Origin of the sequence: Massilia sp. PAMC28688, from assembly GCF_019443445.1 — a bacterium.
In the GTDB taxonomy this organism is placed as follows: Bacteria; Pseudomonadota; Gammaproteobacteria; order Burkholderiales; family Burkholderiaceae_D; genus Telluria_A.
The window spans coordinates 4,182,624-4,205,290 of the sequence record NZ_CP080378.1 but is presented as its reverse complement, the minus strand read 5'-3'; the positions used below and the strand labels follow the sequence as shown (position 1 = coordinate 4,205,290).

Annotated in this window: 12 protein-coding genes; 6 read left to right on the top strand and 6 right to left on the bottom strand. The window is 59.7% G+C overall.

Annotated elements, in window-relative coordinates; all coding sequences use genetic code 11:
* Positions 1 to 10 precede the first annotated feature (10 nt).
* The 5 genes from KY495_RS18805 to KY495_RS18785 all read right to left on the bottom strand — a co-directional run bounded on the left by KY495_RS18805 (position 11) and on the right by KY495_RS18785 (position 10,176).
* On the bottom strand, positions 11 to 970 hold the full coding sequence (locus KY495_RS18805; protein WP_219880871.1) for a hypothetical protein: 960 nt from the start codon (positions 968 to 970) through the stop codon (positions 11 to 13).
* 291 nt (positions 971 to 1,261) lie between these two features.
* Positions 1,262 to 2,527 carry a hypothetical protein gene (locus KY495_RS18800; RefSeq protein WP_219880870.1) on the bottom strand — a complete coding sequence of 422 codons (1,266 nt, stop codon included), beginning with the start codon at positions 2,525 to 2,527 and terminating at the stop codon, positions 1,262 to 1,264.
* Positions 2,528 to 2,552: 25 nt separating this feature from the next.
* On the bottom strand, positions 2,553 to 5,969 hold the full coding sequence (locus KY495_RS18795; protein ID WP_219880869.1) for a hypothetical protein: 3,417 nt from the start codon (positions 5,967 to 5,969) through the stop codon (positions 2,553 to 2,555).
* Positions 5,966 to 9,208 carry a type VI secretion system Vgr family protein gene (locus KY495_RS18790; protein ID WP_219880868.1) on the bottom strand — a complete coding sequence of 1,081 codons (3,243 nt, stop codon included), beginning with the start codon at positions 9,206 to 9,208 and terminating at the stop codon, positions 5,966 to 5,968. Before KY495_RS18790 ends, KY495_RS18795 begins: the two co-directional genes overlap by 4 nt.
* Before the next feature lie 32 nt (positions 9,209 to 9,240).
* The gene (locus KY495_RS18785; RefSeq protein WP_219880867.1) at positions 9,241 to 10,176 is read right to left on the bottom strand and encodes a hypothetical protein; all 936 of its coding nucleotides are present in this window, start codon (positions 10,174 to 10,176) and stop codon (positions 9,241 to 9,243) included.
* 185 nt (positions 10,177 to 10,361) lie between these two features.
* On the opposite strand from KY495_RS18785, the gene KY495_RS24405 reads away from it, so the two are divergent.
* From KY495_RS24405 to tssA, 6 genes are all read left to right on the top strand, one after another.
* Positions 10,362 to 11,204, top strand: coding sequence for a M15 family metallopeptidase (locus KY495_RS24405; protein WP_219880866.1), 843 nt, complete (start codon positions 10,362 to 10,364; stop codon positions 11,202 to 11,204).
* Positions 11,205 to 11,331: 127 nt separating this feature from the next.
* Positions 11,332 to 12,708: a hypothetical protein gene (locus KY495_RS18775; RefSeq protein WP_219880865.1), complete on the top strand. Its 1,377-nt coding sequence runs from the start codon at positions 11,332 to 11,334 to the stop codon at positions 12,706 to 12,708.
* Positions 12,709 to 12,736: 28 nt separating this feature from the next.
* On the top strand, positions 12,737 to 16,555 hold the full coding sequence (tssM, locus tag KY495_RS18770; protein ID WP_219884321.1) for a type VI secretion system membrane subunit TssM: 3,819 nt from the start codon (positions 12,737 to 12,739) through the stop codon (positions 16,553 to 16,555).
* Positions 16,552 to 17,538, top strand: a complete 987-nt coding sequence (gene tagF / locus KY495_RS18765) for a type VI secretion system-associated protein TagF (protein WP_219880864.1) — start codon at positions 16,552 to 16,554, stop codon at positions 17,536 to 17,538. The genes tssM and tagF overlap by 4 nt, the downstream gene beginning before the upstream one ends.
* A 2-nt stretch (positions 17,539 to 17,540) precedes the next feature.
* On the top strand, positions 17,541 to 18,323 hold the full coding sequence (locus tag KY495_RS18760; RefSeq protein WP_219880863.1) for an OmpA family protein: 783 nt from the start codon (positions 17,541 to 17,543) through the stop codon (positions 18,321 to 18,323).
* Between the two features lie 24 nt (positions 18,324 to 18,347).
* The gene (gene tssA / locus KY495_RS18755) at positions 18,348 to 19,373 is read left to right on the top strand and encodes a type VI secretion system protein TssA (protein WP_219880862.1); all 1,026 of its coding nucleotides are present in this window, start codon (positions 18,348 to 18,350) and stop codon (positions 19,371 to 19,373) included.
* A gap of 614 nt (positions 19,374 to 19,987) precedes the next feature.
* Here the strand turns inward: tssA and tssH are convergent.
* A complete protein-coding gene (gene tssH / locus KY495_RS18750; RefSeq protein WP_219880861.1) occupies positions 19,988 to 22,642 on the bottom strand; it encodes a type VI secretion system ATPase TssH in 2,655 nt (884 codons plus the stop codon).
* Between the last annotated feature and the right edge of the window lie 25 nt (positions 22,643 to 22,667).

Here is a 22,667-nt window from a genome sequence, read left to right as displayed (position 1 = left end):
GTACTCTAAATTAATCGGGTAGGTGTCTCAAGTTATATTGGCACAGGGGGGGGGCGTCTGGAAGTTCAGGCCATCCCGTCTTATACTCGTCCGAAGTCGCAGCTATCATATGTAACGTCAAATATGGCCGATATTCCTTGCCCGCTTGACCGTATGTCTTCGCTTCGAACTCGTAAAGCTGATCGGCTGGACGGCAGCTCGTCTCGGAACAATTCCGCCCGTAACTGTAGCCTAGCACGCTACCGTTGGCGCCGAGTATGGACACTCGCTTCGGACCAAATTTTTTCTCGATTCCCACAAGATGCAGATTCGCTCTATCAGCGCCGAGATTTGGCTCAGTGTGGATGTCCTTGCCGCTTGTAGTGGCGGGTTCTACCGTGAGCCTGAAAATAAGATTTGGGTATTTGACGCTACGAAACATTAAATCAGTGCGCGTGTTCCGTTCCGCGGCCACTCTTTCAGCATCTAAAATAATGCCGTGTGGGGTGCAGAAACCTCGCTCACTACCGACCTCAGTAGCTGCGCGCACAACGTACCGAGACCTCCACAGCCGATATTGAGCCTCAACGACGGCATTCGTAGCTTTCGAGTTTTCAGGAATCTCGCCCTCCCAAATCCGCACACGCTTATCATCGGAAGCAAAAAATCCAAATTTATAGGCGCGGCCATCCCGATAGGCAAACGCAGCCTTGTCTGGTGTACTGATCGCGCCGACATCGGAACGCGCCGCCTTGTTAGCCGCGAGCTCAGCACGTAAGACCTTCAATTCCTCTAGGGCATCTGCCCTTAAATTCACATCTGTGCTTTTCGATAGCTTTTGCGAGTAAGCTATACCTCGACTGATCTGCGCCGCATGCGACGAAAATTGTTTCGGCGTTGTCAACGTATTGCGAACATATGCCTCAATCTCACGGAATTCCTTCACAGAAGTGATTTGAGTTTCAGTCAACTCGTTGTCGGCAAATCTCACCCCCCGGCGGCCAAATCGTCAATACCGGGAAAAAAGTGCGTGCCGCCATATTTGGCATCACTCGCAGCGAACTCAACGGGTCCTGGCAGTGTGAGTAGCAATCGGTCGATACATGCCGTGGTCGAGACCTGCGAGGCACACGCTGGGGTGTGCGACATCACGAAAGATACGATGGCCGCTGACGCTCTCAGGATGTTATATCGAGTGCTCACGCCGTCCCCGCGACAGGTGCGTGTTTTGACAAATGTCGGTACGACGGTCCATTGCGGTCCAGCCATCCATTCGCGTCGTTCATAAGGGATCTTTTGCGCGGATAGACTGGAGCACTTGAAGAAATATCTTCTTGCCTTCCTCGTACGGCGGCGGAACTTTTCCTTTTAAGCCGGGTCGCATCACTTTGTTATGGTCCGGGGCGTCTGGGAGTTCCGGCCACGCCGTTTTATATTCATCGGAGGTTGCAGCGATCATGTGTAACGTAAGATGGGGCCGATACTTGTTTCCAGCTTCGCCGTACGTCTTCGCCTCGAACTCGTAAAGCTGATCGGCTGGACGGCAGCTCGTCTTGGAACAATTGCGCCCGTAACTGTAGCCTAGCACTCGTCCATTTGCGCCTAATATGGACACTCGCTCAGGACCAAATCGCTTCTCAATGCCAATCAGATGCAAGTTTGCGGTATCGGCGCCAAGATTTCTCTCAGTATGAATATCTTGGTGTTCTGCCGAAGGCGGCTCAACGGTGAGCGTAAAAATAAGATTTGGATATTTAGTACTTCGGAACATCACCTCGGTGAACGTGTTGCGTTCAGTAGCGAATTCTTTTTCTAAAATAATTCCATGAGCCGTACAGAATCCGCGCTGGCCTACACCTGTTCTCGGATTTCTCGGCAAGTATCGTGATCGGAACAACTTGTATTGTTCCTGAACGGCTTCTTTTCCATCATGCGCCCCCCCCACTAGCTTGCCCTCTAAAATTCTTACACGCCTATCCTCGGGAACGTAGAAGCCAAGCTTAAACGCGCCGCCGTCCTGAAAAGCGAAAGCGGTTTTATCCGCTATGGTCACAGGTCCGGAATGCGGTCGAGCAGCCTCTACGGAGGCCCGCTTTACGCGGAGCTCCTTTAGTCGCTTCGCCGCCTCTGCTCGCAACTCCAAGTCCGGGCCTTTTAGAATATCTTGAAATAGCTCTATTTCACCGTCAATCGCGAATATTTCCGACGTGAGCTGCTCTTGTGTAGTGATCCTAGTACCAACCTGTCGCTTGATTCGAAAGAATTCAGTTTCAGCCGTTGGATGAGTTTCCGTAAGGGCGCGTTCGCCATAGCGCACGCCGCGCACACCTCGGTCGCCTATTCCAACGAATGAATGCGTACCATCATATTTCACCTCGGTCCCACTGAATTCAATGGGCGAAGGCATATCCAGAAGCAATCTGTCAATGCAGGAAGTTATCATGGTATTGCGCGGATTCTGCGGTTTTGTTGGTTCCGCGCGACTACAACCAGTCATAAGTACTGCAATTGCCATTACCCAGCAGGGCTTGAACATAAAATTATTCACGATGCTGATTCCATACTCATTCGAATTAGCCTACCGCCGTTTGCGATGTTGTACCGATGTCGGGTCTAAGGGTTAATGCACCAACGGACATTTCGCCAGGGTGGTTATACTCTCCTACCGTCCAAAAAGTCGGCAGCTTGGAAATAAAACCAAAGGCTTTGCCTTCAAACGATCGCTTTCCTGCGAGGTGCGTCCAGAATTCATGGTGAAAGGGCATGGCCTTAGCGTGCTCGGCTGCATCCTGAGCCGTAACCCCTGCCGGGCAAACTGGCCATATTGAAACACCCCGGGCAGGGGGAGATCGGCCATTACCCGCCACTGGAATATGAGGAAAATTCGCCTCAAATGTCTTGGCGTTAGCTCGCGAAAGCGCCTGAATCCTACGATACGTTGACTCCAGCGCAGGAGTATCCAGAAGTTCCTGCGCTGCAGGAACGGGATGTACAAATTCATTACCGGCGCCTATCGCAAAATGTTTCTGCCACAGATCAACCCGCAATTTTCGCGCTAGTGGATTGACCGAAGTGGCACGACTCCCTAGAGTTGCTTTCATGGAACTCGAACCAAGCATAACCATAGCGATTTCGCTATCTCGGCCGCCATTCTGGCTGCGGTCGTTGATGTTGGCACTTCCGAGAAGTACGTGTCGGTCGTCCACGATCAACAATTTGCTGTGCACATATATTTGCTCCGTACGTACGAGCCCATCGACTTTTTCGCACGTGCGCAAATTGAGCAGCGTCAAGTATTTTGACCACTCCTCTTCACTGACGCTCTCGTATGGTGCGTGGTCTGTTAATTTGATCCCCGCCTTTGCATAGGCCACACCCCAAGCGGCGTCACTGATGAGGCCAGGCTTCAACATTTTTTTTGCAGCAATCGAGCGTTTAATTCGGTTAACAAGACTTAGGTCTGCGTAGATAAGACTCTGCATAGTCCAGTGTATCTGCCCCATAATTGTAATATCGTCCATACGTCCTTCTGGATGGACCGGCAAAACTATATAGACGTGGAATGGTTGGTCAAGGCGAATCGCTTTTGCAATTCGATCAGCAATTTCCTTGCCGATTTCGTTCTTCGGCAGCGCCTTCTTAACGGCAGCGAACCCCGCGCCGCTTAACTCCGACTTAATACGGTTCATTCGGCTCGCATAGACAAGCCGCATGGGACCAGAGGTCCTTCGCTCGGCGTCGATCGTAAAAGGCTCAATGGTCGGATCGCCGAACGCGGACTGAAAGAATTGGTTTTCAATGTAAATAAAGTCCGTTGCATTCTTAATGAGTTCGAGCATCTGAGTTTGAATTTCCGCCTGGGCCGCGGTGGGCATGATCTTCAGACCTTTTGCTCTGGCCTCATCCTTGCACAGCTTCAACGCCGCACTGCGAAGAATCCGGACACTTTCACCCGTGCCATCTTTTTTAGGGTTTACGGGAAGCACCGGGGGGACGAGGTGCGACGGAATCATCATACTCTGCCGCAGCTTATCTCCTCCCGCCTTAGCGGCCGCATGTCCGGCACCTTTGATGACGACTTTACCAACGATCCCAAGCGTCGGCCCCAAAGCGAGTCCCAATGCTTCAGTTAGATCTCGTATAGTGCCGTCGCGCAAGTAACTGAACTGAGCGGAATTCCAGCGGTCAATAAAGTTTCTGGCAACATCTGCCACAGCAGGTCCAACTATTTCGGAATGCACATCTTGCCAAGGCTCCCGCGGCTGATCATCTTTTAAAATGTGATTGCCTTTTACCGACGATTTTGTTTTCGAGCTAAGCAACTTTTCATTGGGTTTGATTGATACCCAGGCCAATGCAATTTGCGCGAGATACACGACCTTCGCCAAACGCATGAACTGTTTTATTACCGCATCAAATTTTTCCTGGCTAACGCTGCGAATCCCTGCTAGCGTTTTCTCGTCGATTACTTCAATTGCTTGCAATACCTTATCATTTAATACCCTACGAGCCGCATTGATCTCGTCAATCACGGCACCTTGCAAAATATTGAGGCCGTGCTCGATTGCCGCGTTGATGCTGCTGATGGTCTGGCTTGCTTCTTCATCCATCCTTTGCGCGGCGGCGATAAGATCGCGCGCGCTGGATTTTGCTGACGCGACCCCGTGCGCGACGCTGGGCGCTATTTGCACGCATACATCCCTGCCATCTTTGGCAATTTCCTGAGCGACCCCGGCCGCCCGCGCTGCGGTGCCAACGGAAGCATTGACCGCTCCACGTGCAGTACGCTCCGTATCATCCAGCGCCCCCGGTATACCGGTCGTTGTTTTCGGGTCGATCTCCAGTCGGCCCAGGGGTTCCAAAAATTCCCGCGCTTTAGCAACGCCTTGGTTGTAGGTTTCGATGACGTTTTCTTCCATGTTACGCACGGAAGTGCCCATCCCGGAGACAGGCCGCGGATTGACTTTATAGCTCGCTACGGTGCCATAAAGATCAGGCACTTGCCACGCTGCGCATTGAGAGCTGACTGCGCGGGCAGCATCAATCGCTGTGTTGGCCGCTCCGTTTAGACTGGATTTAACGAGCACCTTCGTGCTCTTCACCATGCTGGCGTGGCGTTCTTTCGTCAACCGCATGCCGGAATTCACGACTGCAACTGCGTCAAGTGCGAGTTGATCGGCCTCTGCCATGCGGGCAGTCAGATACTTCATCAAAGCGCCAGGTTTGTCTTTTTCGGCGGGCGCACTGTTGCCCCCAATTTTCCAGTGACCTGCCGTAACCGTGGTGAGCAGCAGATCCATGGTTGTGACACTCGGGCCGTCTTCAGCTCTAACCGCCTGTAAAGCCGGGATACCTGGATTGTAGCGCTCGTTCAACCGCCGGCCTTCATGGTTAAGTGAAAACCGCTCGTCGTCACAACGGCCGTAAGCAAGGTCAATACCCCCGATATAGGCAATCTTGTTGTCGATGACGACGAGTTTTTGATGGTGACTGAACGCGGCACCTTCCGTGCCGATGAGATCGCTTTGTCCTCCGGCAGGGCAGCACATGGCTTGCATGGTTTTTCGACCAGCGTTGAGATGAAAAACCGCGAGCATCGTTTCCAGATCCAACGTGTCCAAGCCAATTTTCGGCGACAGCCATGGCATAACGAATACACGGAACTTGTCCGAACTTTGAACCCGGTTGTGCAATACATCGAGCAGCCGCATCCCGGGCGTCAGTTCAACATCCCAGTTCACCTGCCACCCAGCAATAAAGATGCTCGACTTCGCGCTTAACATTGCGGCGCAGACCACCTTGAAATACTCTTTTCCAGTGGTGAAGAATCGCACTTTATTGTTCTGCCGTAGCGGTGCGAAAGCATTGGGCTCAATGTTGTCTCTGCCGTGCGCACCAGCGTGGGACGCCATCTGTCCTTTTACTACAGGTGCCCCATTATTGAGGACTTTGACAACTGTGGCTGGCCGCTGTGTTTTTGTAGTGCTCATGATATCTTTTTGAAAAACTGAAATGTGGATGCTTCGCCTGTTGCTTCACCCGCCCGCGTTCTCTCTCGGGTACTCTCTTCAGTCGTGATGTGTGTGCCTGGCACCTCGGAGAAATCAAGGGCAGCCAAGGCATGCAAGGTTTTTTGGCTTTCCGTCCAATCATCTTTTTGGTCATAGATAATCAGCGGCCGTTCAATACCAGGCCCGATCACGTAAATGTCACTCGGCCACCGCGCAACCGCGACAGACAAACGGAGCTCCTGAGCCGGGGTCAACTTGAGTTTTCCCTCATCGTCAGAGACTCCTTGAACGATTATTCGGTCCTTCTTCGCGGCGCCCATCCTGACGATTTGCCAGTCGTAGTTACCAAGAGGAATCGCATCCAGGCCAGGCAGCGCGGTCAACATCAGATCGAATTTGAGTGGGACCGGCTTTGTCGAGGACTTGGGCAGTTGCGGCATCGGATATTCCCGACTTTCGGGTCCGCTGAACACCTTCTTCCCGGCATGAATAACGATATTGCCCGGGCACTGCACGGTAATATTCCCACCCTCAATCGTGATGTTCGCCCCGCCCGCCGTCGACAGGCTGATGCTCTTGGCCGCCGCCCAGTCAATATGGCTATTGGCGCTCATGACATTGATCTCGTCGCGCGCTTGCACGGTCAGCGTGTCACTCTGCGCCTGAACGTCGATGTTGTCCTTCGCAGCGATCATCTGCAGGCCGACATTGTCCAGCCCCGGCTTCATCGCTCCGCCCAGCACGCCGATGGCTTGCCCGGTGTGCACGCGCATCTGACCGCCCGTGTTGAACTGCATGTCCTTGCCGCTCATAAGTGCCACCGTTTCGCCGTTGGCCAACTGCACGCTCTGCCCCGCGCTTATGCCCAGGCCCGCCTGGGCCGCAATGGCGATGATGGGGTCAGTGGCGTGCGGCAGCTTGCCCTCGGCCGGCGACGTTTCCTTGGCCAACGCATCCGCCTGCGCCGTATCCAGCGAATCGCTGCCCACCATGCCGGAGACGGCCGTCATCAAGGCCTTGACCGGCGCGCCCTTTTCATCAATCACGCTTTCGCTGGCACCAATCGCCCCCGTGTGCGTGGCCAGCGCAACGGTCTTGTGCGTCTCGGCCGCTTTGCTGAACGTTTCTGCAATCGTCGCCGCCTGCTTGAGCATGGCAATGGCCGGCGCGTTGTCACCGGCAGGATCGCGCTGCGTCGCGCTGTGGCTGGTCTTGTAGCTACTGATCAAGAGGCCACGGCCCGCCCGAACGGCACCATAGGCATCGGTCCGCAGCTCCGCACCCAGGCCGCGGAAACTGCCGCGGTAGTTGTCGGCCGTGTGAATCAGGTGTCCGAGATTGAGCTCGCTGCCCGCATGGCTGCTTTTGAGCTGGATGCGTCCCTGGGCATCGGTGTCGTCGAACAGCAGCTGGTTGTAGCCCGAGCCGCCAAACTCCTTGCTGCGCACACCCCACTGGGCCGCGCCATTGCGGTGTCCCTTGGTATCGCTTGAAGCGCCATGCCACAGCGGACTATTGCCGCCAGCAATGTTGCCCTGCGCCGAAGGCGCGCTGTTATGTGCCGGCGCGAAGCAGTCTGCGTCGCCCTCGCCCGCAGCCTGGCCGCCCGGCGTCGGGGCCACACCTCCCTCGCCCTGGCCGTTGTACAGGGCACCAACAATCACGGGCCGGTCGATGTCATTTTCCAGGAACTGCACCAACACTTCCTGACCGATACGCGGCAGGAACTGGCTGCCCATGCCGCCGCCAGCCGAACGCTGCGCCACGCGCACCCAGCAGGTCGCGTCGCCGCTGTCCTGCCAGTGGTAGCGAATGCGCACGCGTCCCAGGTAGTCGCAATAGAGCTCGTCTGCGCCGTCGGCCGTGTCGGCACCATCGGGGCCCACCACGATCGCGCTTTGCGAGCCAAGCGCGGTGGCGCGCGGATGGTTGCGTCCCTCGCTGTCCGGCAACTGCGGCCGCCAGACGACGTCGGCCGCTAACGCCTCGAAGCAATTGGCGTAGCCGGTGGAACGCGCCTGGGAAATGGCCAAATCGAAATCGTCCGGCGCGTCGCGCACGATGTCCTGCAACAGTTCGGGTATGGGGCCGAACAGTTCCGACAAGGCCTGGTGCGCCGGTGCCGGCAGGTTGTTCACGCCCACGCTGCAAACGCGCAAGATGGTGAAAGCGGGTGCGTCGCCCAGCCGCTTGAGCGGCGCATCAAATACGGTGACGCGGGTGCCTGCGCGCAAGCTGCGTACCGTGGAACGACCCGACCATAGCTGGGCTCGCGCTTCCCTGCCCTGCATCTGCATGTCGGCATAGTGCTGCGCCTGCGATGCGCTGGCGAAAGCGTACTGGCCAGGGACATCGAACGATTCAAGCGACGCCAGGCGCGTACCATTGGCAAGGCGCGATGGTGCGCTGGCCGCCACAGCCTGCTTGGCCTTATAGTCATAGCTGAGCAAGGTGGTCATGGATGCGCTGATGGCGCGCTGCGCATGCAAGGCCTGCACCGTATCCTGGCGTTCGCCGGCACGCACATTATGGAAGCGCAAACCGCCATCGGCCTCGCTGCTGATATCTTCGGCGATAGCATCCTGCTGGGTGCTGTCCGCAAACAGCACCACGCCTGGGCCGTCCTCGGTCTGCTCGTAGCGCCAGCCAATGCCTTCCTCGGTCAGCAGGCGGCGCACGAATGCCAGGTCAGTTTCGCGGTACTGGCAGCAGTAGCTGCGCGTGGCCTCGGCCAGGAAGGGACCGGCTTCTTCGCTCCAGCGCCACTTCGCCACCGGGCCATACGCTTCGAATACCGATTCGACGATGTCAATGACGCTCTTGTCTTGCCATACGCGGCTGTTGCGCACCTGGCTCAGGCGCCACAGCCAAGGGGAAATCCGTACGCGGTAGCGCGCCAGGCCGCCTTCGCTGCCCAGCATCGCCACCTGGCTGATCTCGCCGGCAAACGTGGTGCGGCTGCCATCGGCCAGGGTTACGCGCAAGGCAGCGGGCTGGCCGAGCAATGGGCCAAGATCAATATGGGCGTTGGTCGACACGGCAATCACGTCGCGCGCGCCAATGTCTTGTAGCGCGTCATCGGCGGCAAAGGCTTCGACCATCAAGCCTTCGGTGCCGGACGCGCTGTCCTCATCTCCAATTGTCAGTGCGTAAAGTCTACTGACGCTGGAAAATGCTGCTAGTACCGCCGAGATCTTGTCGGCTAACGCTGAATTCATTGACTTGCTTTCGTACTAAAATTTGACCCGGTTCAGGAATCGCCCGCCGCTTTTGCCACGCGTGAAGACTTGCACTCCGCCTCTTTTCTGGCGCTGCCTGCACACAACTTGGCGCGGCACTGCTCCGCATCGGCAACCGATCCCAATGTCTTGCATTGCTTGAGCTTGGCCGCGACTCCCGTGGCGCGCTTGGGCTGCGTCGCCTTGGAATGAGCTACCAGTGCGGCCAGCAGGGCTTCATCGCTGTCAATCTTCGGGGCCGGCTTGGCCGGCGCCGGTTTCTTCTTGGCGGACGCGGCAGTGTTCTTGCTGCGCGCTTTGGCGTCATTCTTGGCCGTTGCCGTTTTCTTTACAGCCGCCTTTGATGCTGGCGGCTTCGACTTGTCGGCGGCAGGCTTCGCCGCCTTGGCTGCAGGCACTGCCTTCTCCGGCCCAGGGGCGCGCTTTTCGCCCGCATACGGTGGCGCATCGGCCAGCACCAGCGGAGTCCCCGCTGCGGCCTTGGGTGCATCCGGCAAGCCCTGCTCGAGCATGGACTGCAGCTCATCGCCATCCTTGTCGAGCGCTGGTGGCGTGGCCGGTGCCGGCTCTGCCATCACTGGCGTATCCTGCAAGATGGCCGCGGTCGACACCTCTTCGCCCGGCGGCGTCAGTGGGGCCGGCTCCGACACCAGCGCTGCGGCCGGTGGCGGTGTGGCCGGCAGCGGCGCGGTGCCCGCCAGCACGATTTCCTTTTCCCCTTCGCTGACCAGCCAGGCGCCCGCACCGGCTGTCAGGGCCAGCACGGCAGCACCGGCCGCCACCCACTTGAGCGCGCCGCTGCGGGCCTTGTCCGCCCCTGCAGTCGTTAGCGACGGTTTGTTATCGAGACCGGACAGGATGCGCTGGCGCTCTGCTTCTCCCTGCTGCTCCGCAGACAGAAGACTGGGCCGGCCCGACGCCGGCGGACGATCATCGCTATGTTGCAAAATGCGCTCCTTGTTAATTTCTGCATAACTTTACGCTATTTGCGACAGTTCTGTTGTTGATATAATTCCAACTATGTTGCATTGTCCACGAATTAACACGTAAACAAGGGCTAGATTATCAGAACTTCAAGTTATACTAATAGGCAATTTTGGCAGTATCGCACAGTTGAATTGAAGAGGTCCATGTGTTCTTTGTGGCAATAGCGCTGTATTTCCTCCTCGCTTGCCTGGTCAGCTGGATGATTTTGTTCCCCGCGGGGCGCGAGTTTGTTTTGCAGGCGCTCGCCGGCGCGGGGCAGCGCATGCAGCAGCGCTTGGGCCATCTGGCGCGGCAACAGGGAGAGGGTGTTGTAAAGATACAGCAATCGGGCCGCAGCTCATTGCGCAACCTCATCAGCTTTGTCCGTGCCCACTACGTCCTGTTCACAGTTGGAATATTGTTGATTTTGATACCACCAATAGTTGCCTTAACGTCAGGTTCCTCTACAATGCTGGGCGGTTTCGACACCCCGGTCAGGGAAACCAACCAGCAAGTTGCAATGTTGCTGGAAGGCGAGCAGCTGGTGCCGCCGCCGCCCCTGCCACCGGCCGTGTTTGCCACGGTGGAAGTGGAACAGGTAAGGCCGATGCTGGTGACGGCCAGTCGCGACTGGGATCGCCTGGACCCGGAATTTGCCCAGCGGCTCCTGCTGATCTTCAAGATCATGAAGGAAAGGCATGGTTACGAGATGGCGATCCTGGAAGGCTACCGCAGTCCCGAGCGCCAGAACAAGCTTGCTGCCATGGGTTCAAACGTGACCAATGCGGCCGCGTTCCAGAGCTGGCACCAGTATGGCCTGGCGGCCGACTGCGCTTTCCTGCGCAACGGCAAGATCGTCATCACGGAAAAAGATCCGTGGGCCATGCGCGGCTACGAACTGTATGGCGAAGTGGCTGAATCGGTCGGGCTGACCTGGGGCGGTCGCTGGAAAATGATGGATTTTGGACACACCGAACTGCGCCGCAAGGGCGTGATGAAGCGGAATTGATAGTGAAGCGAACAGGATATATGCAAGGACCACAGGTTTTCCCTCACCAGCCCGGTGCCGCCCGTGCCGGCGCTGCGCCACGTACCGCCGCCTGCCGACTGATGGTGCCGTTCTGATGCGCCCATGGATGAAAGTCAGCCTGCTGATCGTCCTGGTCCTGGGCCTCAGCTGGATGGGCGCGATCTGGTACTGGCGCGCAACCAACCGGATGCCCGCCCCGGGCGACATGCTGGTCTTCCTGGTCGCGATCCCGCTTGGCATCCTGGCCTCGATCTGGGTGGGCCGCGTGGTGCTGCAGAAAATGGCCGCCGCGCCCGCTCCTGCCGCCACAGGCGCCCCCGCCGATGCCCAGGCTGCGCCGCCCGCGCCCAAGGCGCCGCCCCTGGCCCTGCTGGCCGCCGCCATCCGCGCGCCGCACGGCGCCAGCGCCGCCGACCTGTCTGGCAAGCTCATCGAAGGCAAGGCGCGCGCCGAGCTCGATGCCGAACTGGTCAATGACCAGGGCTTCCCGGTCATGACGGTGCGCTGCGCCGACGCCGACGATACCGCGATCCAGGACGAAATCACCGAATGGTTTGAACAGAACGGCGTGCAGGAGCTGGAAGTGAGTGCCGAACAATGGCGCGCCCTGACCCTGGCCACCGCCGTTGCCGGCGAGCTGGCCGACGAAGCGAGCGCCAACCTGCTGCCGCCCGAAGGCGCGCCGCCCATGCTGTACCTGCAGCCCATGCTGCCGCCGGAATGGAGCCTGGAGCTGCGCAGCGCCGCCGGCCTGTGGCTGCGCCACGTCATCATCACCGCCGGCTGGCCCGACAAGCAGCTGTCGCTCGCGGCCACGGTGCCGTCCGATGCGCGCGGCGCCAGTCCCGCTGCGGTCCTTGGCCGGGTGGCACACCAGGCCAACACCAGTGGCGTGCCGCTGGCGGCCATCGTCATGACCTGCGCATCGCACCTAGGCGAGGCCTGCATCGAGCGCTGGGCCAGCAGCGACATTCTGTTTGCCGCCGCCCGTCCCCAGGGCCGCATTCCCGGCGAAGGCGCCGCCGGCCTGCTGCTGATCGACCATGCCCAGGCTGTAACCCTCCCCGAGCTGCCGCACATGCTGCTGCAGCTAGAACCGGAAACGCGCCGCCACAACTCGGCCGACGAAGCCAAAAAGGCCGACGCCAAGGCCCTTGCCACCATGTCTGCCACGCTGCTTGCCGCCACCGGCACCGAGGCGGCCAAAGTCGCCATGCTGGTTACAGACACCGATCACCGCACCTCGCGCGTGATGGAAATGATGGAACTGGCCTCGGCCACCCTGCCGCATCTTGACACCGCCTCAGAAGTGCTGGCCGTTGGCAGCGGCTGCGGCAGCGCCGGCGCTGTCTCCTTTGTCACGGCACTGGCCCTGGGTCACCACCATGCCACCGAGCTCGCAGCACCTGTTCTTTGTATTAGCAACGATGACCCGTACCGCCGCAGCGCCATCCTGATCCAGCCTGCAGCAGCCCTGTCCTGAATGTTTCACAAGTGAGTTACCAACAATGATGCAAAATTTCTGGGAATTTCTGACAAGTCGCAAAAGCCTGCTCGTCATCGGCTGGCTTGCGTTTGCCGCCCTCCTCCTGATCGGCGCCACGCTGCTCGAGCTGCCGCTCGCCTATGCCCTGGGCGTGCTGGCCATCGCCATGGCGTTTGGTGTAATGGTATGGCTGTGGCGGCGGCGCACGCGCCTGAGGAACGCATCGGCACTGGGCGGTATGCTCGATCAGCAGGCCAACAAGATCAGCAAGGTCGACCCGGCCCAGCGTCAGGAACAGGACGTGATCAAGAAGCGCATGCTGGATGCCATCGCCACCATCAAAGGCTCCAAGCTGGGACACCTCTCCGGTGACGCCGCGCTCTACGAACTGCCCTGGTATATGGTCATTGGCAACCCGGCCGCCGGCAAGAGTACTGCCATTGCCAGCTCCGGCCTGCAGTTTCCATTCGCCGACAGCAAGGTGGTGCAAGGCGTGGGCGGCACCCGCAACTGCGACTGGTTCTTTACCACAGACGGCATTTTGCTCGACACGGCCGGGCGCTACTCCGTGGTCGACGAAGACCGCAACGAGTGGTTCGGCTTTCTGAGCCTGCTGAAAAAATACCGCAAGAAGGCGCCGATCAACGGCATCATCATCGCCGTGAGCGTGGCCGAACTGACCGGCAACCGCCCGGAATTTGCCATCAACCTGGCCAAAAATCTGCGCATGCGGGTCCAGGAGCTGACTGAAAAGCTCGAAGTTCATGCCCCCGTCTACGTCGTCTTTACCAAGGCCGACCTGATCACCGGCTTTAACGAATTTTTCCAGGACACCGAGCGCGGCGAGCGTGATCGCGCCTGGGGCGCCACCCTCCCCTACAGCCAGAGCACCACTGGCCAGCAGGTGCTGGACCAGTTCGACGCCCGCTTCGATGAACTGTACGACGGCCTGAAGGACATGAGCCAGGCCAACATGGCACTGCAGTGGCGCGAGCGCATGCCGCCCGGCGTATTCACCTTCCCGCTTGAATTTTCGACCATCAAGGCGCCCCTGCGCTCCTTTATCGCCACCCTGTTTGAGGAAAATCCATTCCAGTTCAAGCCCGTGTTCCGCGGCTTTTACTTCACCAGCGCCCTGCAGGAAGGCGAATCGGTATCGGCTTCGTCCGAGCGCGTGGCACGCCGCTTCGACATCAAGCTGCGCCCGCCCGAGCACGAGGAATTCCACGCCCAGAGCGGCTTCTTCCTGCTTAACCTGTTTCGCAAGGTGATCTTTGCCGACAAGGACCTGGTGGCCCAATACGCCAGCCCCGCCAAGACGCGCATGCGCTACGCTGCCTTCTTTGCGGCGACCGCACTGGTTGGCCTGACCCTGGGCGGCTGGAGCTGGTCGTACGTGAACAACCGCCAGCTGGTGGCCAATGTGCAGGCCGACCTCGACTCGGCCGTCAAGGTGCAGGCCCAGCGCCTGGACCTGCAATCACGCTTCGAGGCACTGCAGATCCTGCAGGACCGTATCGAGCAGCTGTCGCGCTATCGCGAAGACCGGCCTTTGAGCCTGAGCCTTGGCCTTTACCAGGGCAATCTGCTGGAGCGCAAGCTGCGCGAAGAGTATTTCAATGGCGTGAAGGAAGTGATGCTCAATCCCGTCGGGCAGTCACTTGAAGGCTTCCTCACCGACGTCAACGCCAATGCCGCCCAGCTGCAGCCGAGCAGCAGACTCGGTGGCGGCGTGCAGGATGCAATGAGCGTGCTCAATGCCACGCCGGTGACGCCGGCGCCGGTCGCCAACACCAATTTCAAGGATGCCTCGCCTACTAACTCTGAGGATGCTTACAACGCCCTCAAGACCTACCTCATGTTGGGCGACAAATCCAGGTTCGAGGGCGGCCATTTGAATGACCAGCTCACCCGACACTGGCGCAACTGGCTCGACGCCAACCGCGGCGCGATGCCGCGCGAGCAAATGATCCGCGCTGCCGAACGCACCATCGACTTCTATCTGCGCCAGGTCAGCGATCCATCCTGGCCGACGCTTGACAGCAAACTGGCACTGGTGGACCAGACCCGTGAAAACCTGCGCAAGGTCGTCAAAGGCATGCCGGCGCGCGAGCGCGTGTACGCCGCCATCAAGGCCCGCGCCGCCGTCAACTTTAAGCCCATCACCGTCGCCAGCATCGTGGGCGACCAGGACAAGTCGCTGATCCTGGGTAGCTATGCCATTCCTGGCACTTTCACGCGCGAAGCCTGGAGCGACTACGTGCAGGAGGCAATCAAGGAAGCGGCCAACAAGGAACTGCAAAGCGCCGACTGGGTGCTCAAGACTGCATCCAGCAATGACCTGACGCTGGAAGGCAGCCCGGAACAGATCCAGAAGCAGCTGGTCGAAATGTACAAGAACGACTATGCCAAGGAGTGGCAGAAGTTCGTGCAGGGCGTGACCATTCGCGACCTCGAAGGCTTCGATGCCGCCGCCGTGGCCATGAACCGCCTGGGTGATCCGCAGATTTCGCCCTTGAACAAGCTCATTACGACTGTCTACGAGCAGACCTCGTGGGACAATCCATCGCTGGTGGACGCCGGCCTGCAGCGAGCCAAGCGCGGTGTCATGGGCTGGTTCAAGGAAGTCATCCTGCGCCGCAAACCGTCCCAGGTGAACGTCAACATGCCAACCAGTTCCAGCGCCACTGCCGCCAGCGCGGCCCTGCCGCTTGGGCCGGTGGGCAAGGAATTTGCCGGCGTGGCGCGCCTGGTGGTGGCGACCGAGCAGGGCAACTCGCTCATGCGCACCTACATGGACCACCTGTCCAAGCTGCGTACCCGCTTTAACACCATCAAGAACCAGGGCGACCCCGGACCGGGCGCCAAGCAGCTGATGCAGCAAACGCTCGACGGCACCGGCTCGGAACTGGCCGATGCGCTGAAATACGTCGATGAACAGATGCTGACCGGGATGAGCGACTCGCAAAAGACCGCGATCCGTCCAATCCTGGTACGCCCGCTCATGCAGTCGTTTGCCGTGATCGTCAAACCGACCGAAGCGGAAATCAACAAGGTATGGCAGGCCCAGGTTGTGCAGCCGTTTAACAAGACGCTGGCAGTTAAATTCCCGTTCAACGCCGCATCGACCTCGGAAGCGTCGAACGAAGAAATCGGCCTGATGTTCGGTCCAACCGGCACGATCGCCAAGTTCTTCGACACCACCATCGGCCCGCTCGTTGTGCGCCGTGGCGACATGCTGGCTGCGAAAACCTGGGCCGACATGGGTATCAGGCTGGCCGAACCGGTTGTCGCCAGCTTCCCGATGTGGATTGCGCCGTTGAGCGCCACCGGCGTTGCCAACGTGGAGGCGTCGACGGGCGGCGGTGAGGTGAAGATGTTCGAACTGCAGGCCATCGGCGCTGCCAATGCAACAGAATTCACGATCGAGATTGATGGCCAGTCGGTGCGCTGGAAAGGCCTGCCCCAGCCGCCAGTTCCTATGACATGGCCAAATCCAACGCCGAAGCCTGGTACGCGCATCACGGCTATTACGCCGGAGGGACGGACCGTGGTACTGCTCAACGTGGAAGGGCGGGAAGGACTCATGCGAATGGTCGAAACCGCCAAGCGCGAGCGTGTCGATAGCGGCGTATTCAAACTGACCTGGGAAAGCGCCGGCGTCACAGTGGTGGCCAACCTCAAGAGCCTGGGCGTCAGGAGAGCAGCGCCGCCCGCGCCGCGGCCAGCCGGCACCGTCGTATTCAAGAGCCTGCGTCTACCTGAGTCGGTGATCGCCGCCGCACCGGCACCGGAGCCTGTGACCGCCTCCATTGCCGCGCCGGCAACAGGAGGTGCGCAATGATGCGTGCTCCTACCCCAACGGCGGTTGGCTACTTCGGCAAGATCCCCAGCCGCGGCGACTTCGTCAAGGGCAGCGACAACCCTGCATTAATCAAGGTGCTCGACGACTGGCTGGCGCAGGCCATGGACCTGATGGCATCGGACGCGCGCTGGAAGCTCAGTTACGACGCGGTCTCGCCGCTGCACTTCGCCTTCATCGGCCCGCGCCGCCGGCACGCCATCGCCGGCCATATTGTGGCCAGCAGCGACCAGTCCAGCCGCCGTTTCCCGTTTCTGATGATGAGCACCATGGAAGTGCCCGATCCGGCCACCTTTGTACCGGACGCGCCGCTGGTACTGAATCGCTTGTGGAACCGCCTGGAGGCACTGAGCACCAGCGTGACCGGTGCCAGCGATGCCGCAGCGCCCTTGCAGGCCGCTGCCAGCCACATCATCGAAGTTGACCTGCGCTCCACCGCCTACGACGCCGCCTTCCAGGATTTCCTGGATCTGCAAACAGTCGGCGCACTCGACGCCTTGCTGACCCAATCCGGCTTTCCGGGCTCGGTGCGCCAGGTGCTGCTGGCCCTGGGTTTCCTGCTGCAGCCGGTCATGGCCAGCAGCTCCAGCCGCCTCGAAAAGAGCCTGCTGCTGCCGCTGCCCACCGACCCCATGTACCGCAATCTGGTAGCCGCATTCTGGATGCACCTGATCACCCCATTTTTGGCCCGCGCCGACTTTGAACTGGCACTGTTCATCACGCGCATTGGCGGCAAGCCGGTGCTGGTGCTGGGCTTTAGCGGGGCATCGGCGCAGACGCTGCGCGCCATCATGGACCCGCAGGCCGGCGCCGAGCGCCATATCGCGTTCGACCAACTGGACTGGGTGGAAGAACAGGTGAACGACGACTACGCCGTCAAGAAGCTCTCCACCTATCTCAGCCAGCCCACACTGTCACTCAAATCCGCGCTTGATTCGCTGCGCGCGGCGTTTATCGGAAGCTGATCATGCGTCAACTAGCAACCCTCTCCGCACTTACACTTAGCCTCGCCCTGGCTTACTCCGCCCCGGCGCGGGCCCAGAACACGCTGGTCCAGCCGGGCCAGGTGGTCGTTACCGGCACCGTCCCCGACGAAGCGAGCAAGGCATCGGTCCTGGCCAAGCTGCGCGAAGTCTACGGCGCCAACCTCGTGGTCGACCAGATCAGCGTTGGCTCTGTCACCCTGCCACCCAACTGGAACGGCTATGTTGCAAAGCTCATCACGCCTGAGCTCAAGCAGATCACGCGCGGGCAGCTCAAGATTGATGGCAATGCCGTGAGCCTGAAGGGCGAAGTGGCCAACGAAGCGGTGCGCCAGAAAATCGCCAGCAACGTCGCCACCAGCCTCAATCCCACCTACACCGTCAGCAACGGCCTGCGCGTATCAGCGGCTGACCAGAGTGTGCTCGACACGACGCTGGCCAACCGCACCATCGAATTTGAAAGCGGCAAAGCCACACTGACGCCGGCCGGTCGCGCCATTCTCGACGAAATGGCGGCCGCCATGCTCAAGCTGAAGGACCGCAAAGTGGACCTGATCGGGCACACTGACAACCAGGGGCTGCGGGCCAGCAACCAGAACCTGTCGCAGGCACGCGCCGAAGCGGTCAAGACCTACCTGGCAGACCGTGGCATCAACAGCGACCTAATGAGCGCCACCGGCCAGGGCTCCGACCGGCCAATTGCCAGTAACGACACCCCGGAAGGGCGCGCGCGCAATCGCCGCATCGAATTCAGGCTGGCGCAGTAAGCGTCGCCGCATATAGAGGACATCATGTTTGTAGCCGATCAACTGCTCAACCCCATCAGCGATAACCAGCCAGCTGGCGAGGACCTGTCGTTTGCTCCCGAACTGGACGCCATTGCCAAGGCGCGCAAGTTCGACGACCCATCGCTCGACCAGGGCGAATGGGTCACCGAACTGAAAGAAGCCGACTGGGACTTTGTCGTCAAGAGCTGCAGCGCCCTGCTCGAAAAGCGGACCAAGGACCTGCGCCTGGCGGTATGGCTGTCGGAAGCGGGCGCCAAAAAACACCACATGCGCGGCCTGGCCGAGGGCCTGCTGGTGCTGGCTGGATTGCTCGATGATTACTGGGATATCGGCCTGTACCCGGAATCGGACGGCGACGACCATGACCAGCGCATCGGGAACCTGAGCTGGATCTTGTCGCGGATCCCGGCGCTGCTCAAGGAAATGCCGGTCACGGATGGCAATGGCAAGCGCTACACCACGCTCGACTTCGACAAGGCACGCAAGAATCCGAACGATCCGGATAACAAACTGTCGGATATGGACAGCGCCAAGCGTGCCAATTCGCCTCAGTTCCGCAGCACCTTTGCGGCCGACGCGCTGTACCTGATGGAAGCGCTGCTCAAGTTCGAAAAGTCCGCCGACGAGCGGCTGGGCCGCGACAGTCCGGGCTTCTCGGCCGCGCGCGACGCGGTATCGAACATGATGCACCTGATGCCGACGGTGGCTGCCGTCGCGGTGGACGATGTGGCGCCGGCGGGCGAGCAGTACGGCACTATCTCGAACGACCAGGGCATGCCTTACATCGCGCCGCAAGGGCCATCGGGACCGCCTGGCGCGATCACCAACCGCGCGCAGGCACTGGCACAACTGCGTGCGGTGGCCGAGTTCTTCCGCCGCACCGAGCCGCATAGCCCGGTATCGTACTTTGCCGACAAGGCGGCCGACGCCGGCCAGCAGAATTTGCACGACTGGCTGCGCTCCGTGGTCAAGGACGAAGCATCGATGGCGCACATTGAAGAACTGCTGGGCGTGAAATCTCCCGAATAAAACGGCGCTTGCGCGTGCGATGCAACCGGCGCGACGTGGCTATTGCTGCGCTCGCGCCTTACGCCAAATCAATTTCCCACCGGCGGGGTCAGACCACTTAAACGCACCAAAATCAATTTCCCACAGGCGGGGTCAGACCACTTAAACACATCAAAAGCAATATTTTGCATCTTAAATCGTGGTCAGCACCACGCCCGAAGCTCGTAGACCTGATATAAGGAAACAGCTGTAGCTGTCTATCAGCCTTCTTAAATCTGCACGAAAATAATCGGGCAAAAAAAATCCGCACAGCCACCAGAAAAATGTCTTACACCGGCTTGTTCAGGCCCCTCGGTACCGGGCGAGACATGCTTTTGCCGGACGAAATGCTTCGATAAGGAAGCACACCTTTCCAAATATCCCTCAATTCATCTTTTTCTTGTTCTACGCAAAGTCTTTCATTAGTCGCGCGGAAATTAATTGCAAAATCGCGCTTTAAGTGGTCTGACCCTGGCGTGAGGAAATTGATTTTAGTGGGTTTAAGTGGTCTGACCCCGGGGTGAGAACGGTTTGTTGGGCTAAAAAAAAGCCCAGGCACGGGTGACGTGACTGAGCCCCCTCGATCGGTACTGCGCTTATTTGATTGAATACTTGAATTGCCCCTTCTTGTCGGCGCTGACCTTGATCTTGGCAATCGAGGCGCCCTCCGCCATCTTCGCCAGTACCGATTCGGCTATCTCGGGCAGCAGCGTGCCGTTGAGGATGTTGTCGACGTTGCGCGCGCCCGAATCGACTTCCGTGCAGCGCGCCAGCACCGCTTCCACCAGCGCTTCGTCATACGTCAGCTCCGCCTTGTGATTGGCCGCGATGCGCTGCTGGATCTTGCGCATCTTCAGTTCGATGATCTGCACCAGCGCGTCGTCGCCCAATGGGTAGTATGGAATCACCTTCAGGCGGCCCAGGAACGCGGGCTTGAACTGCTTCATCAGGTGCGGACGAATCAGCTCTTCCAGCGCTTCCGGCGTCGGCATTTCTTCAGCCGTCTTGTTCAGGCACGCGTTCATCATGGCGCTCGAGGCCACGTTCGAGGTCAGGATGATGATGGTGTTCTTGAAGTCGATCTCGCGCCCTTCCGCGTCATCCATCACGCCTTTGTCAAACACCTGGAAGAACAGCTCCATCACGTCGGGATGCGCTTTTTCCACTTCGTCGAGCAGCACCACGCTGTATGGATTGCGGCGCACCGCTTCGGTCAGCACGCCGCCCTCGCCATAGCCAACATAGCCCGGTGGCGAACCTTTGAGACCGGAGACGCTGTGCGCTTCCTGGTATTCGCTCATGTTGATGGTGATGAGCTTTCGCTCGCCGCCGTACAGCACATCGGCCAGGGCCAGCGCGGTCTCGGTCTTGCCAATGCCCGATGGTCCGACGAACAGGAAGACGCCCTTCGGCTTGTTCGGGTCATCCAGGTTGGCGCGCGAGGTACGCACGCGCTGCGCCACCGCTTCGATCGCGTATGGCTGCCCCAGCACGCGCTCTTCGAGCAGGTCCTTGAGCTTGAGTACTGTCTTGATTTCGTCCTTGACCATTTTGCCCAGCGGGATACCAGTCCAGCCGGCGACAATTTCCGCCACCACGTGCCCATCGACCTGCACCGGCACCATCGGTGTTTCGCCCTGCAGCGCGCGCAGCTCGGTCATCATCGACTGAATATCCTTGGCCTGGCTCGGATCCTTCTTGTCGCTCTCTTCGAGCGCGCGACGGCCGTCCATGATCTTGGCGGTCAGCGCTTTTTCCTGGTCCCAGCGCGCAGACAACGCGCTTTGCTGTTCGGCCAGCGCGGTGCGCTCGGCGATCAATTCCTTCAGGCGCACCGCGTGGGCTCCACCCGAAGCCTGCTCGCGTTCGAGCGAGGCCACTTCGGCGCTGATGCGCTCGACTTTGCGCGACAAGTTTTCGATCAGCGCAGGAGTCGCGTTCTGGCCCAGTGCCACCTTGGCGCAGGCTGTATCGAGCACGCTGATGGCCTTGTCCGGGAGCTGGCGCCCCATGATGTAGCGATGCGACAGGCGCACCGCTTCGGTGATCGCTTCGTCGTACACACGCACGCCAAAGTGCTTTTCCATCAGGGGCGCCATCCCGCGCAGCATGGCGCATGCCAGTTCTTCGCTCGGCTCTTCCACCTTGATCACCTGGAAGCGGCGCGCGAGGGCGGCGTCCTTTTCAAAGTATTTCTTGTATTCACCCCAGGTGGTGGCGGCGATGGTGCGCAGCTCGCCGCGCGCCAGCGCTGGCTTGAGCAGGTTGGCCGCGTCGTTCTGGCCGGCCGCGCCCCCCGCACCAATCATGGTGTGCGCTTCGTCGATGAACAAAATGATCGCGTGCGGACTTTTCTTGACTTCGTCGATGACGTTCTTCAGGCGATTTTCAAACTCGCCCTTGACGCTGGCGCCAGCCTGCAGCAGGCCCATGTCCAGCGTGTGGATCTCGACGCCCTTGAGCACGTCCGGCACGTCGCCGGTGGCGATGCGCAGCGCCAGGCCTTCGACCACGGCGGTCTTGCCCACGCCCGCTTCGCCGGTCAGGATCGGGTTGTTCTGGCGCCGCCGCATCAGGATGTCGATCGCCTGGCGGATTTCCGTATCGCGCCCGATGACGGGATCGACCTTGCCTTCGCGCGCACGCTGCGTGAGGTTGGTGGTGAACTGGTCCAGCGACGGGGTCTTGGTGCCGGCCTGCGCGGTCATTTCACCCACCGGGTCCGAACCGCCCTCCTCGCCCTTGGCCACCGGCTGGTTGACGACGATCTCCTGCGAGCCGGCGGCGATCTTGTCGAGATTATGCTTGATCTGATCGAGGTCGAACTTGTCGAACAGCTTGGAGCCGCGGTATGCCAGCTGCGCCAGTTCCGGGTCGGTCAGCAGCGCCTGCAGCAGGTGGCCACTGCGGATCTCGGCCAGGCGGCCGGACTGCAGGTCGAGCGAGGCTATCAGCCACGCGTTTTCAAACAGTTTCGGCAGGCGCGCCGAGAACACCGGCGTGCGGGTATTGCCGGCCTTGAGGCGCTGGACTTCGGACTGCAGGTCCGCTTCCAGCATGCCGGGGCTGATGCCGCACTGGCGCGCGATGATGGCAAAGTCGCTCTTGGGCTGCTCCAGCAGTGCCAGGAACAGGTGTTCAAGGTCGACCTCGAACTGGCCGAGCGAGACGCAGATGCTCGCGGCGCGGGTGGCGGCCGTGCGGCTGGTTTCATTCAGTTTGCCGATCAGCGTTTTCAGGTTGATGCTCATTCAGGAGTCCTCGGGTTGTTTTCTC

Coding starts and splice junctions, on each gene's coding strand:
- tssA (WP_219880862.1), top strand. CDS start 18,348: ATGTTTGTAGCCGATCAACTGCTCAACCCCATCAGCGATAACCAGCCA.
- KY495_RS18775 (WP_219880865.1), top strand. CDS start 11,332: ATGAAAGTCAGCCTGCTGATCGTCCTGGTCCTGGGCCTCAGCTGGATG.
- KY495_RS18795 (WP_219880869.1), bottom strand. CDS start 5,969: ATGAGCACTACAAAAACACAGCGGCCAGCCACAGTTGTCAAAGTCCTC.
- KY495_RS18760 (WP_219880863.1), top strand. CDS start 17,541: ATGCGTCAACTAGCAACCCTCTCCGCACTTACACTTAGCCTCGCCCTG.
- tssH (WP_219880861.1), bottom strand. CDS start 22,642: ATGAGCATCAACCTGAAAACGCTGATCGGCAAACTGAATGAAACCAGC.
- tssM (WP_219884321.1), top strand. CDS start 12,737: ATGCAAAATTTCTGGGAATTTCTGACAAGTCGCAAAAGCCTGCTCGTC.
- tagF (WP_219880864.1), top strand. CDS start 16,552: ATGATGCGTGCTCCTACCCCAACGGCGGTTGGCTACTTCGGCAAGATC.
- KY495_RS18790 (WP_219880868.1), bottom strand. CDS start 9,208: ATGAATTCAGCGTTAGCCGACAAGATCTCGGCGGTACTAGCAGCATTT.